Below are 14,719 nucleotides of genomic sequence, written 5' to 3' on the forward strand. Positions count from 1 at the left end.
ATTTTGATCTTGTGAAAGGGCGGCGCATGCCCTTAGGTCTTTCGGCACGCCGCGAGTCAGTACCGATATGCCGCCGTCCTCGACCAGAGCCCGCCAGAAGCCCGCGCCCACGGATGCTGGGCCGACGCTCGACCTCGAGCGTTACGTGCCGGCGTTCATCACCTTCATCGCCAACAAGCTCTCGAACAGCGCGACCGCATTCTACCAGAAGCAGTTCGGCGTCAACGTCACGGAATGGCGGATCATGTCGCTGCTGGCGATCGAGCCCGGCATTCCCGCCTCGCGCATCTGCCACGTCATCGGCTTCGACAAGGGTCCGGTGAGCCGGACGCTGGCGGGCCTCGAGAAGCGCGGGCTGATCTCGATCCGCACCGACCCCAATGACGGCCGCACCCATTCGATCTCCCTGACCGCGAGGGGCCGCGCCACCCATGACAAGGTGATCGTGGCAGCGTTCGAGCGTGAGCGGCGCCTGTTGTCCTGCCTGAGCAAGGACGAGCGCGAGGTGCTGATCGACCTGCTTCGCCGGCTGCACGAGAATCTCGGCGCGGTGACGGACGGCAGCTACACCTGACGCGCCGCGCCGCGCGCGATTCGCACCGCCACTGTCAGCCATGCGCCCGCGTTTGCCCGCGGCACCTCTCCTGCCAAGCATTGTTTCCTCCGAGAGCGGCCGCGGCAGTTCTTCCACCGTCGACCTTCACCAGAACGGTTCGCACAAATTAGTTGCTTAGGCAACAAAATATATCGTGACAGGTTGGCTGCCGTAGTTGGGGGCCCTTCATTCCCTCTCCCCGTTCTTACGGGGAGAGGGTGGGGCGGGGGATAGTCCCTCTTGGCACGAGGCCGTCGACCATTCTCCGTCATTGCGAGCGCCGCGAAGCAATCCAGAGTCTTTCCACGGTGGGATTCTGGATTGATTCGCTGCGCTCGCAATGACGGGTGGACTGAGCGTGGCCTTACTCCGACTAGATCTACCAGCGGCTACAGCCCGATCCACTCCCCCGACGCATCGTCGTTCAGTCGGGCCACCGCCTCAGCGCGCCGCGTCAGCACGGCGCGCTGGTTGATGTAGCCCTTGTCGGTGATCTCGCCGCCGTCGACCGATGGCGGCTCGGCGAGCAGCAACGCGCGCGTGGCGTGGCCGGAGGAGTTTGCGCTCTGCTGCTTCAGTCTTGCGAGACCCTGAGCGATCGCGCTGCGGACCTTGCCATGCGCCAGCACATCGCTCACCGCTGCCGTCTCGGGCAGGTCCGCATGAGCGCGGCAGGCCCCGATGTTCGGAAACACCAGGAAGCGCACCTCGTCGCCGCCGTGGCCCGACACGACGATGTCCTGCGCGAGCGGCGCCAGCGCGGCGATGCCGGCAACGCGTAGCGTACCGACACTGACCCAGGTGCCGGAATTGAGCTTGAAGTCCTCCGCGACGCGCCCGTCGAAGAACAGGCCGCGCTCCGGCCGTTCGCGATCGGCAAGCTTCACCGCATCGCCGATGCGATAAAACCCCTCCTCGTCGAACGCCTGCTTCGTCAGCTCGGTCGCCTTCCAATAGCCCGGCGTGACGTTGGGACCGCGCACCCGCACCTCCAGCTTGTCGGCTGACCTAACGAGCTTCAGCTCGGTGCCGGGAATCGGCACGCCGATATTGCCGGAGCGCTCGGCCAGGAAATGACAGTCGGTGGCGAGCGGCGAGGTTTCGGTCGATCCCCAGGCCGAGACCATCGGAAGCGCCCGGCCGACAGTCTCGACGGAGAGCTGCTCGAGCGCATCCCAGAGATTCTGCGGCAGCGCCGCGCCGGCATAGAACGCGAATTTGACCTCGCTGAAGAAGCGGCGACGCAGTTGCTCGTCGCCGCGCAGCGCCCCGATCAGCATGTCGAAGCCGCGCGGCACGTTGAAATAGACCGTCGGCATCACGCTTTTCAGATTGGCGAGTGAGGTCGCAAACAGGCCGGGCGCGGGCTTGCCGCCGTCGATATAGAGCGAGCCGCCATTGCGCAGCACGAGGTTGAAATTGTGATTGGCGCCGAACGTATGGCTCCAGGGGAGCCAGTCAAGGATGACGAGGTCGCGGCTGCGCTCGAGAAATGTCCAGGTCTGCGCCTTGGCCTGCTGGCTCGAGGTCAGCATGCGCTGGGTGTTGATGACGGCCTTGGGCGTGCCGGTCGAGCCCGACGTGAACAGGAATTTTGCAATCGTATCAGGCGTGATCGCAGCGAAGGCCTTTGCGACTTCCGGACTCTCCGGCGTTGCCGCAACAGTGCGGAAGGCCAGCGCATCGGCGTCATCCGCATTGCCGCTGATGATAGGCGCCCGGTGCAGCGGCTTGATCGCAGCGAGCGCTGCCGCAAACGGCTTGGTCGCGGAGACATAGATTGCGCCGGGCTCCAGCAGCGCGATCATGCTCTTGAGCTTGTCGAAATCTTTCGACATCAGCGAGTAGGCCGGGGAGATCGCCGCCGAGGGCGCGCCGACATGCTGGGCGGCAAGCGCGAGCAGTGCGTGGTCGATGCTGTTGTCGGAGAGGATCGCGAGCGGGCGCTCCGCGCTGAGGCCTTGCGCGAGGATCCACGACGCCGTCCCGCGCACCCGCCGCAGCGCCTGCGCGTAGGTGACGGTGGTCCATGGCGCATCAACATTGCCGCGTTCAGCGAGGAAGATCGTGTCGGGCGTTTGCCGCGCCCATTGCTCCAGCCAGTCGCCGATGCACCGCGCGCTTTCGCGCAGAGGCTCGGGCGAACGCAGCACGATGGTGCCGTCCGCGCGATGCTCCGCGACCGTGTTGGGCGCTGCGAACAGGTTCGAAGCTTCACCGCGAGCGGCGCTTGTCATGGTTCCCTCCTCCCCCGTATCAGCGGTCGGCCGCAGCCTCGTTCCGGACTGCTTTGGCCATAATGTCGGGCATGACAATTGTTGTCGTCAACAACAATCTTTCGCTGTGGCTGTCGAGACGCTATGGTTCCGCGGCAGGAGACACAACGTGACAGCCAACGCAGCCCTGACGTCCCCGCGTCAACGATCCGGCAACGGCGCAGTGCGACGCAATGACGACGACGAAATCGGCCTCGACGCACTGGTCGGCCACGCCGGCTATGCGGTGCGGCGCTTCCAGCTCTGGATTTTCCAGGACTTCATCAAGACGCTCGGCGATGTCGACATCCGGCCAACGCAATATTCGGTGCTGACGGTGGTGGGCGCCAATCCGGGCCTGTCGCAGATGGCGGTGGCAAAGCGCCTTGGCATCGAGCGCGCCCGTCTGGTGCACCTGCTCGACAGCCTCGAACAGCGCAAGCTGGTGAAGCGCATCAAGTCGAAGGAGGACCGGCGCTCCCACGCGCTGCACCTCACCACGCAGGGCGCCACCGCGCTGGCGAAGTTCAAGCGGCTGGCGGCCGAGCACGAGCGAAATGTCGAGGCCAAGATCGGCAAGGAGAACCGGGAGCGGCTGCTTCGCATCCTCGCGGGCTTCACCTGATCCAATCCGCCCAATCTTTATGCAGATGCCCGTAACAGGGCGCTGGCACGACCACCTGCCGTGACGCCGAAATATCCCCCAACTCACTGATCCCACGATAATATCCGGCGCACGTGCCCTGCCCGGATTCTGTACACAATGGCACATCGCTTGCTTCCGTCCGGGTGAAGCATGTTGCCGGAGTTTGGATGCCATGGGGGCCGAGCCTGAAACGATCGCCGCGATTGTGGCCGCACATCGCGCGGGCACGCTGACGCCCGCCGAGACGATCGCGCGGACCTATCAGCGCATCCGCGACCACAACGATCCCGCCGTCTTCATCAGCCTGCGCGAGGAGAAGGACGCGATCGCGCAAGCGGAAAAGCTCGCCACGCAGAATGCGGCCAACCTGCCGCTCTATGGCGTTCCGGTCGCGGTGAAGGACAATATCGACGCGCTGGGCTTTCCGACCACGGCGGCCTGCCCGGCTTTCTCCTACACGCCGACGCATGATTCGACCGCGGTGGAGCGCCTGCGCGCCGGGGGCGCCATCATCATCGGCAAGACCAATCTCGACCAGTTCGCAACCGGCCTCGTCGGCGTGCGCTCGCCCTACGGCATCCCCCGCAACGCGACCCGGGAGGACCTCATTCCCGGCGGATCGAGCTCGGGATCGGCAACCGCCGTCGGCGCCGGCCTCGTCCCGCTGTCACTCGGCACCGACACCGCAGGCAGCGGCCGCGTGCCGGCGATGCTCAACAACATCGTCGGGCTGAAGCCGAGCCTCGGCATGATCTCGACCGCGGGCCTCGTGCCGGCCTGCCGCACGCTCGACTGCATCTCGGTGTTCGCCTTGACGGTGGACGACGCCGCGCTCGCGCTGTCGGTGATGGCCGGACCGGACCAGGCCGATCCGTTTTCGCGCGACCGGCCGCTTGGCGCACTTACGCCGTTCCCCGCGAATTTGCGCCTCGGCGTGCCGCGCAATGGGCAGCTGATCTTCTTCGGCGACAAGAAGGCGGAAGCGGCTTACGGCGATGCACTGAAGCGCTGGACCGCGCTTGGCGCAACGCTGGTCGAGTTCGACCTCGAGCCGTTCTACGAGACGGCGCGACTGCTGTATGAAGGTCCCTGGGTCGCCGAGCGCTATCTCGTGATCAAGAACCTGCTCGCCTCGGCACCTGACTCAATCCATCCGGTCACGCGCGAGATCACCGCCGCCGGCGCGCGGCTCACCGCCGCGGAAACCTTCTCGGCGCTCTATCGCCTGCAGGGCCTGCGCAAGATCGCCGAGCGCACGTTTGCGAACATCGACGCGCTGGTGCTGCCGACCGCCCCGACCGCCTACACGACCGCGCAGGTGCTCGCCAATCCGATCGAGCTCAACAGCCGGCTCGGCACCTACACCAATTTCGTCAACCTGCTCGACCTCTGCGGCCTCGCGGTCCCGGCAGCGATGCGCAGCGACGGCATTCCGTTCGGCATCACGCTGCTCGCGCCGGCAGGACGCGATGCGCTGCTCGCGAGCATCGGGCGCGTGTTCCATGCGGATACGAAGCTGACCGTCGGCGCGAAAGACGTGGCGCAAACACCGCTCGCGCCGCTGCCTGCGACCGGCGGCGACGAGATTCCGATCGCAGTGGTCGGCGCTCATCTCTCCGGCATGACGTTGAACGGCGAGTTGAAGGCGCTGAGCGGCAAGCTGGTCGAGGCGACAAGGACTGCGCCGGACTACAAGCTCTATGCGCTTCAGACCACGCCGCCGAAGCCGGGCATGCTGCGCGTCGAGGCCGGCAAGGGCGCTGCGATCGAGCTGGAGATCTGGTCGCTCTCGGCGGCTGCGTTCGGCAAGTTTGTGAATGCGATACCGGCGCCGATGGCGATCGGCACGATCAGACTCGCCGATGGGCGCAGCGTGAAGGGTTTCCTCGTCGAGCCGGAAGTGCTGGGCGAAGCCCGCGACATCACGAGCTACGGCGGCTGGCGGAAGTTCATGGCGGAAGCAGCGACGGCGTAGACGTCGACCGCGCTCTCACGCCGATTTGCGCCAGGCGGCTTCGTTCTTCTTCTCGTAGTCCTCGAACGCCTTGATGAGGCCGGACAGCACTTCGGCCGAGGTCTCGAACATCGCCGCGAGTTGCGGCTCGTCGACCTTGCGGATGTCTTCGCGAAGATGCGTTACCGTCTCCTGGAGACGCTGTTTCATCTTCCGGGTGTGATGCCGCGGATCTTTCTCGGAGGATGCCATGATGTTTCTCCTCATCGATCGATGAGAGAAAACGATCGGGGCAAAGCCGGGTTCCCGGCAGCAGTCACCGCTGCTTCACCTCGCAGTGAACGTGCGAAGGTCAACCGGGAACTCAAACCGACACTGCGTAGATCTCGTACTCCCCGCGCACCAGTTCGATGTGCGCGCGCATCGCAGCCGCAGCGCCCTGCTTGTCGCCGCGCATGATGGCGACGACGACGCGGTCGTGCTCGGCCTGCGATTTGGCGAGGCGGCCGAGGTTGCGGAACTGGGCGCGGCGGAACGGCTGCACCCGCACGCGCGTGGCCAGCGTGATCTCGGCGATGTAGCCGTTCTGGGAGCCCGCATAGATCGTGTTGTGGAAGCGCTCGTTGACCTCGTGGAAGCGCTCGGGATTGCCGGCGTAGCTCAAGAGCCGCAGCTCTTCGTGGACGGCCTCGAGCGCATGCCGCTCGGCAGGGGACATGCGCTCGGCGGCAAGGCCGGCGCACAGCGCCTCGAGCTCGGCCATCGCCTCGAACATGCTCTTCAGCCGCTCGATCGACGGCTGCGCCACCACTGCGCCGCGATGGGGCCGCGCCTCGACCAGGCCGCTCGCCACCAGCTGGCGCAGCGCCTCGCGTACCGGCGTGCGCGACACGCTGAAGCGCCGCGCGATGTCGGTCTCGTCCAGCGGTGAGCCCGGGGCCAGGGTCCCACGCACGATCTCGTCGGCAAGCTGAAGACGCAGCTCCTCGGCGCGCGTGACCTTCAGCACCGACGGCAGTGCCCGGTCGACGCGGGGCACCACCGGCTCGGCCGGCAGTGTCCCGGGCGGAAGATCGTCAAGCGTCATTCGATCAGGTCTCTTTCGGCTCGTCGATGATGCTGACATGAGCGGCGACGACGCGCCAGCCCTCCGGGAAACGTATCCACGTCTGCATCTGCCGGCCGACCTTGCCGGGCGCCGTGTCGCGATAGAACAAGGTGGATGCCACCGCCGTGTCGCGGCCATAGCTGGTAATTACGGTTTTCGCGGTCCGGCGATTCAGTCCGACCGGCGAACGGCCGGCGCGGAAGCCGGAGATCGCCTCGTAGCCATAGAGGTTCTCGCCGATGCCGTAGCGCAGCGTGCGGGGATCGTTGCGGAACAATTCGCCGAGCACGGCGACGTCATTGCTGACCAGGGCCTCCTCATAGCGCTCGAACGCGGCTTTGACTTCCGCGATCGTCTCGGGGAGATCGATCTCCATTTCAGAATCCTCTTGGTGCGGGCGCGGATACGACGCCCATCTGTTCCAGGGCGTACGCGACACGCAACGCAATATCCTCGCGCCAGGGCGCGGCGATGATCTGTACGCCGATCGGCAGCGGCTCGAGCGGCACCGGGACGGCGACGACGGGCAGGCCGATGAAGGAGATCGGCTGGGTGTGAATGCCGATATTGGCGCGCACCGGCAACTCGACGCCGTCGAGGCTGAAATTGACCTGGCCGAGTTTTGGCGCGGTGCAGGGCGTTGCGGGTGCGAGCAGCACGTCGACCGATTTGAAGATCTCCGCGAGCTGCGCGCGATACCAGCGGCGGAATTTTTGCGCGCGATCAACCATCGGCGCAGGAACCATGGCGCCCGCGATCAGCCGGTCGCGCACGGCAGGATCGAAATCGTTCGGGCGCTTGCGCAGGCGATCGAGATGCAGCGATGCGCCTTCGGTGGTGGTGATGACGTAAGCCGCCGCGCGGGCGCGCGAGGCTTCGGTGACGTCGACGATTCGCGTTGCGCCCAGCGCCTTGGCAACGCGGCCGACGGCTTCGACCGCTTCCGGAAACACGTTCGTCTGGAAGTGGCCGCCGGCGATCGCGATGCGCAAATCCGAGATTGGATTTGCGATCAACGGCAGCGTCGGCTCCAACCCGCGCGTGGTGCAGGCGCCATCATCCGCGTCCGGACCCTGCATCGCGTCATAGGCGAGCGCGAGATCGGTGACGGAGCGCGCGAACGGCCCGAGATGATCGAGGCTCGCCACGAACGGGAACGAGCGGGCACGAGAGAGCCGGCCATAGGTCGGTTTCAAACCGAAGATGCCGCAGAACGAGGACGGCACGCGGATCGAACCGTTGGTGTCGGAGCCCAGCGCGATCGGCACCAGCGCGCCGCCGACGGCGCTGCCCGAGCCACCGGAGGAGCCACCGCTCATCCGGGTGGTGTCATGCGGATTGCGCGAGGGACCGTCATGGATGTTCTCGCCGGTGAAGTCGTAGGCGTATTCGCCCATGTTGAGCGCACCGACGAGGACGGCGCCGGCCGCCTCCATCCGCTCGATCAAGGTGGCGTCGCGCCTGGCGGGCGCGAGGTCGCGGTTGATCTTCGAGCCGGCGCGCGTGGCAAGGCCCGCGACGTCGAACAGGTTCTTCACCGCGAAGGGCACGCCGGCGAGCGGGCCGACGGTCTTGCCCGCCGCGACGTCCGCGTCGATCGCGCGCGCTTTCGCACGGGCGCGCTCGGCGGTCACGTCGGTGAAGGCATTGAGGATGCCGTCGTGCTGCTTGATGCGTGCAAGAGCGGCTTCGGTGGTATCGAGCGCGCACAATTTGCCGCCGGCCACCGCTTTGGCGATGTCGGCCGCATTCATCTCTGGCTTAGCGGTCATGGCAGCATCAGGCGGTGAAGATCGGCGCCGGCTCGGTCTCGTCCGGCAGTTCGAATTCGTCGACCAGGCGGGCGAGCCGCAGCGACACTTCGAGGTTGGCGCGGATCGCGGGCCTGAAGGCCTCCTCGACCGGCAGCGCCAGCGCTTTCGATACGGCGTCGATATAGTCGTCCAGCGGCTCGGCCATCACGCTCCCAAACAATCAATGCGTTCTCAGTGGACCGGCAACGGCGGATGCGGGATCGCCGTCAGCAGCTCCTTGGTGTAGTCGTCCTGGGGATCGCTGAGGACCTGCTCGGAAGAGCCTTCCTCGACGATCCGCCCCGTCCGCATCACAATGACACGATCGCACAACAAGCGCACTACATTCAAATCATGCGAGACGAACAGATAGCTCATACCTAGCCGCGCCTTGAGATCCTGCAGCAGGTTGAGGACCACGGCCTGCACCGAGACGTCCAGCGCCGCGGTCGGCTCGTCCAGGATGACCAGCTTCGGATGCAGGGCAATGGCGCGGGCGATGCCGACGCGGGCTTTCTGGCCGCCGGACAATTGGTGCGGGAAGCGGTCGAGCAGATTGTGCGGCAGCCCGACCATGGTGGCCAGCTCCTCGCAGCGGGCGCGCAGCGCGTCGCGCGCCTTGATGTCCCCCAATTGCATGATCGGGTCGGCGATGGCGCGCGCCGCGGTGAAGCGCGGGTTGAGGCTGTCGGTCGGATCCTGGAACACCATCTGGATGCGGCTGCGCTGCGGCAGCCGGGCAAATGATGCCGGCTGGATGGCGCCGATGTCCTCGCCGTCGAACTCGATCAGGCCGGAGGTCTGGTCCAAGAGGCGCATCACCATCATGGACGTGGTCGATTTGCCGCAGCCGGATTCGCCGACGAGGCCGACGCTCTCGCCATGGCCGATCGAGAAGCTGATGCCGTCGACGGCGCGGAACACATCCGGCTCGACCGGCGGCTTGCGGCTGAACAGCTTGCCGAGCACGGCCGTGGCGCCCTGGCGGGGGTACTCTTTCACGAGCTTTTCGATCCGGAGGAGGGGCTGGTCGCTTGCGCTGGTCTGCTCCCTCTCCCCGTCCTTCACGGGGTCGCGACGAGCTTCGCTCGCGCTGAGAGGGTCGTGGTGAGGGGCCGCCTCCGCGAACTCGGCTCGTGGCGCGTCCCCCTCACCCGCCGCGCGTTGCGCGTCGGCCTCTCCCCGCACGCGGGGAGAGGCGAAGACAGCGGCGTCCTCTTCAGGCAGCAAGTCTCTCAACGACACGCCGAGCCGCGGCGTCGCGCGCATCAGCTTCTTGGTGTAGGGGTGCTGCGGGCTCGCGAAGATGTCCGCGGCTTTCGCGGTCTCGACCACGCGGCCCTTCTCCATCACGACCACGCGGTCGCAATAGGCAGCGGCGAGGCCGAGATCGTGCGTGATCAGGATGGTCGACATCGCGCGGCGTTTCGTGAGTTCGACGATCAGATCCATCACCGCCTTCTGCGTGGTGACGTCGAGCCCGGTGGTCGGCTCGTCCGCGATCAGGAGCTGCGGATTGCAGGCGAGCGCGAGCGCGATGACGACGCGCTGGCACATGCCGCCGGAGAGCTCGAACGGATAGGCGTGATAGCGCTCGCGCGGGCGGGCGATCTTGACCTGCTCCAGCGCCTCGATCGCCTTCTCGCCGTGATCTTTGACCTGGGCCTGCTGCACATGGGTGCGCAGCACGTCCTCGATCTGGTCGCCCACCTTCCGGATCGGGTTCAGCGCCGCACGCGGGTTCTGGAAGATCATCGAGACTTCGCGGCCGCGCAGGTCGCGCATCTGGTCTTCGGTCGCCGCCTTCACGTCGACGCCGGAGAACATCACCGAGCCCTCGGCAATCTTGCCCGCGCGGTCGAGGATGCGCATCACCGCGTAGGACGTCACCGACTTGCCGGAGCCGGACTCGCCGACGATGGCCAGCGTCTCGCCCTTGGCGACGGCGATGTTGACGTGCTGCACTGCTTTCACGATGCCGCGGCGGGTGGTGAACTCGACCGTGAGATCCTGGACGTCGAGCAGGGGTTGGGCGGTCATGGGCGGCTCCCGTCGCTCAAGGCGTCGAAAACAACCCCATGCACAGTAGAATGAGGATTGGAATCATTGAGGAATTTTGCGCGTGAGGAGGGCAAAGCTGTCTCGCTCCCTCCCCCCTCGTGGAGGAGGGTCGGGGAGAGGGGTGGCCCCAAGCGAGATCGGAGTTCGTGGCTACCCCCCTCTTTGCCCCTCCCCCACAAGGGGGGAGGGAATGAGAGAGTGGCGCCCTCCTCACATGGTGGTTTGACACACTCGAATCCGGCCATCACGTCCTCCTCTGGGGGTCGACGATGTCGCGCAGGCCGTCGCCGAGGAGGTTGAAGCAGAACACGGCGATCATCAGGGCAAGGCCCGGGAACAGCGCGATCCACCATTCGCCTGAGACCATGAAGCCCGCGCCTTCGGCGACCATGATGCCCCATTCCGCGGTCGGCGGGCGGACGCCGAGGCCGATGAAGGACAGGCCCGCGGCGTTGAGGATGGCGTAGCCCATGGTCAGCGACATCTGCACGATCATGATCGGCATGATGTTCGGCAGGATGTGCACCAGCAGGATGCGGAATTCGCCGTTGCCTGAGAGACGCGCGGCCTGCACGAAGCCGGCATTGCGGCGGACATTGGCCTCGGCGCGCGCGACGCGGGCGTAGAGCGGGAAGTTCACGATCGCGGTGGCGAGGATGATGTTCTGCACGGTGTTGCCGAGGGCTGCGACGATGCCCATGGCGAGCACGAACAGCGGGAAGGCCATGATGGTGTCGGCGATGCGGCCGACAATGCGGTCGGTCCAGCCGCCGAAATAGCCCGCGGCGATGCCGGCGAGGCCGCCCATAAAAAACACCAGCACGACCGAGGCGATCGCGATGAAGAAATCGAGCCGCGTGGCCACGATGACGCGGCTGAAGATATCGCGCCCCAATTGGTCGGTGCCGAACCAGTGCGCCGCCGATGGCGGTTTCAGCGCGGCGGCCGTGTCGGAGGCGAGCGGATCGTAGGGCACCACATACGGGCCGAGCAGCGCGGCGAACACGATGATCAGGAGCAGCGCGAAGGCAAAGCCCGTGACCTTGTTCTCGCCGAGGACGTAACGGGTCTGTTCGAGCACCGCGACGAGGCCGGACGTGCGGGCGGGACCGACAGGTTCAACAGCAGGCGCAACCGAACTCATGATTTAGCCCTCCAACCTGACGCGCGGATCGATCACCCCGTACAAAATGTCGATCACGAGATTGAGCAGCACGTACATGACCGCCATGGTCAGCACGAAACCCTGTACCGGCGCGAAGTCCGATGAGATCAGCGCTTCCACCGCGTAGGAACCGATGCCGGGCCAGGCGAACACCTTCTCCACCAGCACGTTGGCGCCGAGCAGGAACGAGAACACCATGCTGAGCGTGGTGATGACCGGCAGCATCGCGTTGCGAAAGGCGTAGGTGACGATGACGGTCGCCGGCGACAGGCCGCTGGCGCGCGCGGTGCGGACGAATTCGGATGCGAGCACCGCCAGCATCGAGGCGCGCGTCATGCGCGCGATCGGGGCCAGCGAGAAGATCGCGAGCGTCGTCGCGGGCAGGATGAGCTGGCTCAGCGCCGAACGGAACGCCTCGACATCGCGCGCGATGAGCGTGTCGATCAGATAGAAGCCCGTCACCGTCGGCGGCGCGCTGTAGAACACGTCGAGGCGGCCGAGCGGCGCCGGCGACCAGCCGAGCCGGAAATAGAAGACATAGACCAGCACGAGGCCGGTGAAGAACACCGGCAGCGACACGCCGGCCGTCGTCGTGACCCGGCAGAGATGATCGATCCATGACCCCGGCCGTGTCGCCGCCAGCACGCCCAGCGGAATGGCGATCACGATGGAGACGATGAGGCCGAGCAGCGTGAGCTCGGCGGAGGCCGGCAGGCGGTTGCGGATCTCGGTCGCGACCGGCTGGCCCGTGGTCAGCGAGTTGCCGAAATCGCCGTGGGCGAGATCGTTGGCGTAGCGGAAGAACTGCTCGACCAGCGGCTTGTCGAAACCAAGCTTTTTCCGGATCTGCTCGACGGCTTCCTTCGTCGCCGCGGGGCCGGCGAAGTAGGCGGCCGGGTCACCCGGCAGGGCACGCGTCAGCAGGAAGGTGACGATGACGACGCCAATCAGCGAGGGAATCGCAAACATCAGGCGCTTGCCGATCATGGTCAGCATGGGATGAGACTCCAGGATGACGAAGCTCTGCCGATGAGAGGCGACCTAGCCGTCGCGCGCTCCGCTGCGTTCCCTCCCCCCTTGTGGGGGAGGGCTAGGGAGGGGGGTGGCTCCGGGAGGGATCGGAGTTCGTGGCTACCCCTCTCCCCAACCCTCCCCCCCAAGGGGGGAGGAAGCCTGAAGAGCGTGCTCACCTCACCCATCACGCGTCACCCCTTCGCCATCGCGCGATAATCGAGCCTGCGGTGGAACCAGTATTGGTAACCGCTGATGTTCTTCTGCATCGCGACGTTGACGAAGGGCTGGTACAGCGGGATGCGCGGGATGTCGGCGAAGGCGAGGTCGACGAAACCTTTCACGTCGGTGGCGTAGGTCGCGGTGTCGCCGGTGGCGGCGGCGGTGCGCGCGCCGTCGATCAGCTTGTCCATCTCCGCCGACTTGTAGCTCATGGTGTTGAAGACGGAATTGTTGCCGTGATAGCACCAGTAGAAGAAGTACTCGGGGTAATCGAGCCAGCCCGAGAACACGTTGGTGAAGAGCGGCATCTCCTTCTTGTTCAATTCGGTGCGCCAGTTGGCGCCGGGCACCTTGTTGATGGTGGTCTTGATGCCGAGCTGAGCCAACGATTCCTGCACCAGCACGCAGAGCGGCTCGTTGACGCCGGCGAAGTTGAGATCGAACGAGATCGTGGTCTCGAAGCCGTTGGCGTAGCCGGCTTCGGCCAGCAGCGCCTTCGCCTTCTCCATGTCGGTGTTGTATTTGTGCGGCTGCGGCCAGGCGACCTCGGTGGCCTTGTCCAGGGGCGCGCCGAACATGGGATTGCCGAGGCCGAACAGCACCGCGTCCATGATCTTCTGGTACGGCAGCGCATAGGCGATCGCCTGCCGCACCTTGACGTTATCGAACGGCGGCTTGGTGACGTTCATGCCGATGTACTGGATGCCGTTGGAGAACGGCAGTGACACCACGTTGAGCTTGCCGTTCGCCTTCATCTCCTGGAAATCCTTGAACGGCAGCTCGTAGGAGATGTCGGCGTCGCCGCGCTCCAAGAGCGCGCGACGGTTGCCGGCCTGCGGCACCATGCGCCAGATCACGCGCTTGATCTTGGGCAGGGGACCACCGACCCAATCCTCGCTGCGCTCCATGATCACTTCGGTGCCGGCGGTCCATTTTGTGACTTTGTAAGCGCCGGAGCCTGCGGTCTGCTGCTTTGTGAACTCGAGACCCCACGGGTCTTTCTCGCTCGCATTCTTCTTCACCAGCTCGGAGTTGACGATGCAGGGCACGATGACCGCGAGATCGGGAATCGTCAGCCGGTCCTTCTTGGCGAAATCGACGCGCACCGTGGAATCGTCAACCACGACGAACTGCTCCGGCTTGGTCAGCGAGCCCGCGCTCATCTGGAAAGTGGGGAAGCCGCCGACGCTGACGGCGCGGTCGAGCGACCATTTCACATCCTTGGCGGTAACAGGCGCGCCGTCGTGGAATTTGGCGTTCTTCTTCAGCTTGAAGGTGACCGACATGTCGTCGATCTTGAAGTCATCGGCGAGCTCGCCCTTGAACTTGTCCCGGTCGTAATAGGGCACGCCACCGGGGCCGCTCTTCATCTCGTGGCTGATCAGCCGGTCGTAGCAATTCCAGGACACCTCATAGCCGGGCACGTTGGTGCCGACGCCGTGGATGTCGAGATTGTTGGGGCCGCCCTCCGAGACGATCAGCAGCGTCTCCGAGCGCGCATCGGCCTTGGCCGAGGAGATCACCGAGGGCATGGCCGGAAGCGCCGCGCCAGCGGCCAATCCGGAAACGGACTTGAGGAAATCGCGGCGCTTCATGAAATCGCTCCAACACAAAAGTTTCTGGTTGGAACGGGCTTCGCAAGGTTCGTGCCAAGGATTAAGGGAAGCTCACGCCACGAATAAACTATTGATATAGAACGGGAATATTTCTGTTCGCGCCGACGGATACTTTCTGATCAAAGCCAATCATTGCATACAAAGCTGTGATTTTGACTATAAAACAGGCTGGCATGCGCGGAGCCCGATTTGTCACCACAACTTGCCCCGGCACAACCTCGTCGTTGCGAGCGCAGCGAAGCAATCCAGAATCTTTTCCGCCGAGACAGGCTGGATTGCTTCGCTGCGCTCGC

At 65.4% G+C, this 14,719-nt stretch carries 13 protein-coding genes; 3 read left to right on the top strand and 10 right to left on the bottom strand.

All coding sequences use genetic code 11. The features are described 5' to 3' along the window. Positions 1 to 67: 67 nt before the first annotated feature. Entirely contained in the window at positions 68 to 574 is a 507-nt protein-coding gene (locus tag ACNJYB_RS39090) for a MarR family winged helix-turn-helix transcriptional regulator (protein ID WP_439371796.1), read from the top strand. A gap of 410 nt (positions 575 to 984) precedes the next feature. Here ACNJYB_RS39090 and ACNJYB_RS39095 read toward each other — a convergent pair whose 3' ends face one another. After that, positions 985 to 2,832 carry a feruloyl-CoA synthase gene (locus ACNJYB_RS39095; protein WP_439371797.1) on the bottom strand — a complete coding sequence of 616 codons (1,848 nt, stop codon included), beginning with the start codon at positions 2,830 to 2,832 and terminating at the stop codon, positions 985 to 987. Positions 2,833 to 2,980: 148 nt separating this feature from the next. Between ACNJYB_RS39095 and ACNJYB_RS39100 the strand changes: the two genes are divergently transcribed. Next, positions 2,981 to 3,475: a MarR family winged helix-turn-helix transcriptional regulator gene (locus ACNJYB_RS39100; protein WP_439371798.1), complete on the top strand. Its 495-nt coding sequence runs from the start codon at positions 2,981 to 2,983 to the stop codon at positions 3,473 to 3,475. A gap of 193 nt (positions 3,476 to 3,668) precedes the next feature. Then, positions 3,669 to 5,471, top strand: a complete 1,803-nt coding sequence (atzF, locus tag ACNJYB_RS39105; protein ID WP_439371799.1) for an allophanate hydrolase — start codon at positions 3,669 to 3,671, stop codon at positions 5,469 to 5,471. 15 nt (positions 5,472 to 5,486) lie between these two features. Here atzF and ACNJYB_RS39110 read toward each other — a convergent pair whose 3' ends face one another. The 9 genes from ACNJYB_RS39110 to ACNJYB_RS39150 all read right to left on the bottom strand — a co-directional run bounded on the left by ACNJYB_RS39110 (position 5,487) and on the right by ACNJYB_RS39150 (position 14,405). Further along, a complete protein-coding gene (locus ACNJYB_RS39110) occupies positions 5,487 to 5,702 on the bottom strand; it encodes a hypothetical protein (protein ID WP_439371800.1) in 216 nt (71 codons plus the stop codon). Between the two features lie 112 nt (positions 5,703 to 5,814). Beyond that, the gene (locus ACNJYB_RS39115) at positions 5,815 to 6,537 is read right to left on the bottom strand and encodes a GntR family transcriptional regulator (RefSeq protein WP_439371801.1); all 723 of its coding nucleotides are present in this window, start codon (positions 6,535 to 6,537) and stop codon (positions 5,815 to 5,817) included. Positions 6,538 to 6,541: 4 nt separating this feature from the next. After that, on the bottom strand, positions 6,542 to 6,934 hold the full coding sequence (gene hpxZ, locus ACNJYB_RS39120; protein WP_439371802.1) for an oxalurate catabolism protein HpxZ: 393 nt from the start codon (positions 6,932 to 6,934) through the stop codon (positions 6,542 to 6,544). A gap of 1 nt (position 6,935) precedes the next feature. Further along, positions 6,936 to 8,330: an AtzE family amidohydrolase gene (locus ACNJYB_RS39125; RefSeq protein WP_439371803.1), complete on the bottom strand. Its 1,395-nt coding sequence runs from the start codon at positions 8,328 to 8,330 to the stop codon at positions 6,936 to 6,938. 7 nt (positions 8,331 to 8,337) lie between these two features. After that, the gene (locus tag ACNJYB_RS39130) at positions 8,338 to 8,517 is read right to left on the bottom strand and encodes a DUF4089 domain-containing protein (RefSeq protein WP_439371804.1); all 180 of its coding nucleotides are present in this window, start codon (positions 8,515 to 8,517) and stop codon (positions 8,338 to 8,340) included. Positions 8,518 to 8,543: 26 nt separating this feature from the next. After that, positions 8,544 to 10,391 (bottom strand): dipeptide ABC transporter ATP-binding protein, encoded by a 1,848-nt coding sequence (locus tag ACNJYB_RS39135; protein WP_439371805.1) that lies wholly within the window; start codon positions 10,389 to 10,391, stop codon positions 8,544 to 8,546. Positions 10,392 to 10,656: 265 nt separating this feature from the next. After that, the gene (locus tag ACNJYB_RS39140; protein WP_439371806.1) at positions 10,657 to 11,556 is read right to left on the bottom strand and encodes an ABC transporter permease; all 900 of its coding nucleotides are present in this window, start codon (positions 11,554 to 11,556) and stop codon (positions 10,657 to 10,659) included. A gap of 3 nt (positions 11,557 to 11,559) precedes the next feature. Continuing rightward, the gene (locus tag ACNJYB_RS39145; RefSeq protein ID WP_439371807.1) at positions 11,560 to 12,573 is read right to left on the bottom strand and encodes an ABC transporter permease; all 1,014 of its coding nucleotides are present in this window, start codon (positions 12,571 to 12,573) and stop codon (positions 11,560 to 11,562) included. Positions 12,574 to 12,782: 209 nt separating this feature from the next. After that, on the bottom strand, positions 12,783 to 14,405 hold the full coding sequence (locus tag ACNJYB_RS39150; protein WP_439371808.1) for an ABC transporter substrate-binding protein: 1,623 nt from the start codon (positions 14,403 to 14,405) through the stop codon (positions 12,783 to 12,785). Between the last annotated feature and the right edge of the window lie 314 nt (positions 14,406 to 14,719).

It is taken from the genome of Bradyrhizobium sp. SMVTL-02, assembly GCF_051853005.1.
Taxonomy (GTDB): domain Bacteria; phylum Pseudomonadota; class Alphaproteobacteria; order Rhizobiales; family Xanthobacteraceae; genus Bradyrhizobium.